Source organism: Microcystis sp. LE19-41.2A (genome assembly GCF_027530405.1).
In the GTDB taxonomy this organism is placed as follows: Bacteria; Cyanobacteriota; Cyanobacteriia; order Cyanobacteriales; family Microcystaceae; genus Microcystis; species Microcystis aeruginosa.
On record NZ_JAPZQJ010000363.1, the window covers coordinates 1 to 1,553 of the forward strand.

The window sequence follows — 1,553 nt, forward strand, 5'->3', positions numbered from 1 at the left end:
CCCACACCCCCACTCCCCCAATACCCACACCCCACACCCCACACCCCACACCCCACTTCCCCACTGCCCACTTCCCACTTCCCACTTCCCAATTCATAATTCATAATTTAACCTTTGACTGACCCCGGCAATAGCAGCCAAGAGAAACCAAACAATAGTATTAATCTTGACATCGGAGAGGGTGACATCGACGAGATTAAATAAAACACAAGCGCCAAAAGCTACCAGATAGGTAAAGATAATTAACTCCCCCCCGGCTTTTTGTTGTCGTAAAAAGATTAATAAACGCACCCCTTGGGCATAAATCCAACCCACCCAAACAGACAATAAAATTAAGCCAATAATTCCCGTTTCTGCCATTAACATCAAATATAAATTATGGGGATGACCTAACCATAATCCCTGACTTTTTTCGTAGAGAGGTGTAAAACTGCGTAATCCCCAACCGAATAGGGGTCTTTCTTGGGTCATTTCGAGAGTAAAACGCCATTGGGTTGCTCTGAGAGTCGCTAGAGGGCGATCAGGGAACATTTCATCGGATAATCGCGCCCAAATCGCCCTAGGAACCAAAAAACGCACACTATCCCTGAAAGGATTTGGTCCCCAAGAAGCGAGGGAAATCACCCCCCCCAAGAGGATAAAACCGGCGACTAAGGCATTCCAACCCAGATAAAGGGCGAAAATTAGGCCTCCTAAAAAGGCTAAGGCCCAAGCATTGCGAGAATTGCTTAAAAATAGCCCTACACCGTCGATCAATATGGTTAAAGTTAAAAACCCGACTTTGAGATTTAAAAGGGTATTTCTTTGTCTGTGCCACTGCCGCAAAGTTAGAATTAATAAACCGATCGCTAAAATCAGAGTTATTAATAAATAAGCCCCCAAAAGATTAGCATACATAAAAACCGAAGACATCCGCCCGCTCGGTTCACCCCCCGCCCCGTAGGGCCAGGTAAAAATCCCTTTTAATGCTTCCGGTTTTTGCCAACCGAGAAAAATTTGTCCCCATCCCATCACCACTACCCAAACCGACGGAATAACCATCACCCAAGCTAGTTGACGCAATTGAGAGGGTTTTTTAATTAATTGCCGAATATTGCTAAAAAAGAAGAAAAAAGGCAGGAAATTTCCTAAACCAATCCAAGCATCCCCCGGAGTTGGGGAAAGACTGGCACTAATCATTAACCAAAGAGTGACGATACCGAGACCTTGATTGAGACGTGACTGGATAATTGCCCGAAAATTGCCGGTAAAAACCCTAATTAACACGATAATAATGCCGATACCCGCTAACTCCGGCAGCATCATGGCAATAAAAACTGAAAAAAGTATTAAATTCCACTCCCACCCTTGACAAAAAATCTTTTTCATCGAAAATTTGGGTCTGAAACCCCGTCGTTCTACGACGGCTTTACTGTTAAATATTAGCACATTTACGAAATATATGCTAAAATGTGAGGTATGGAAAAAGCCTATTCGTTTCGATTTTACCCCACACCCGAACAAGAGTCGCTATTGCGGCGCACATTGGGCTGTGTAAGATTAGTTTACAATAA

At 43.7% G+C, this 1,553-nt stretch carries 2 protein-coding genes; one reads left to right on the forward strand and one right to left on the reverse strand.

Going from position 1 to position 1,553, the window contains the following annotated elements:
* Nucleotides 1–93 precede the first annotated feature (93 nt).
* Entirely contained in the window at nucleotides 94–1,368 is a 1,275-nt protein-coding gene (locus O9290_RS14620) for an O-antigen ligase family protein (RefSeq protein ID WP_288087210.1), read from the reverse strand.
* Between the two features lie 90 nt (nucleotides 1,369–1,458).
* Here O9290_RS14620 and O9290_RS14625 point away from each other — a divergent pair.
* Nucleotides 1,459–1,553: helix-turn-helix domain-containing protein (locus O9290_RS14625; RefSeq protein ID WP_185240746.1), on the forward strand; the 95-nt coding region annotated here is incomplete at its 3' end.

Excerpts from the sequence above, each read along its gene's own strand:
- O9290_RS14620 (WP_288087210.1), bottom strand. The coding sequence starts at position 1,368 with ATGAAAAAGATTTTTTGTCAAGGGTGGGAGTGGAATTTAATACTTTTT.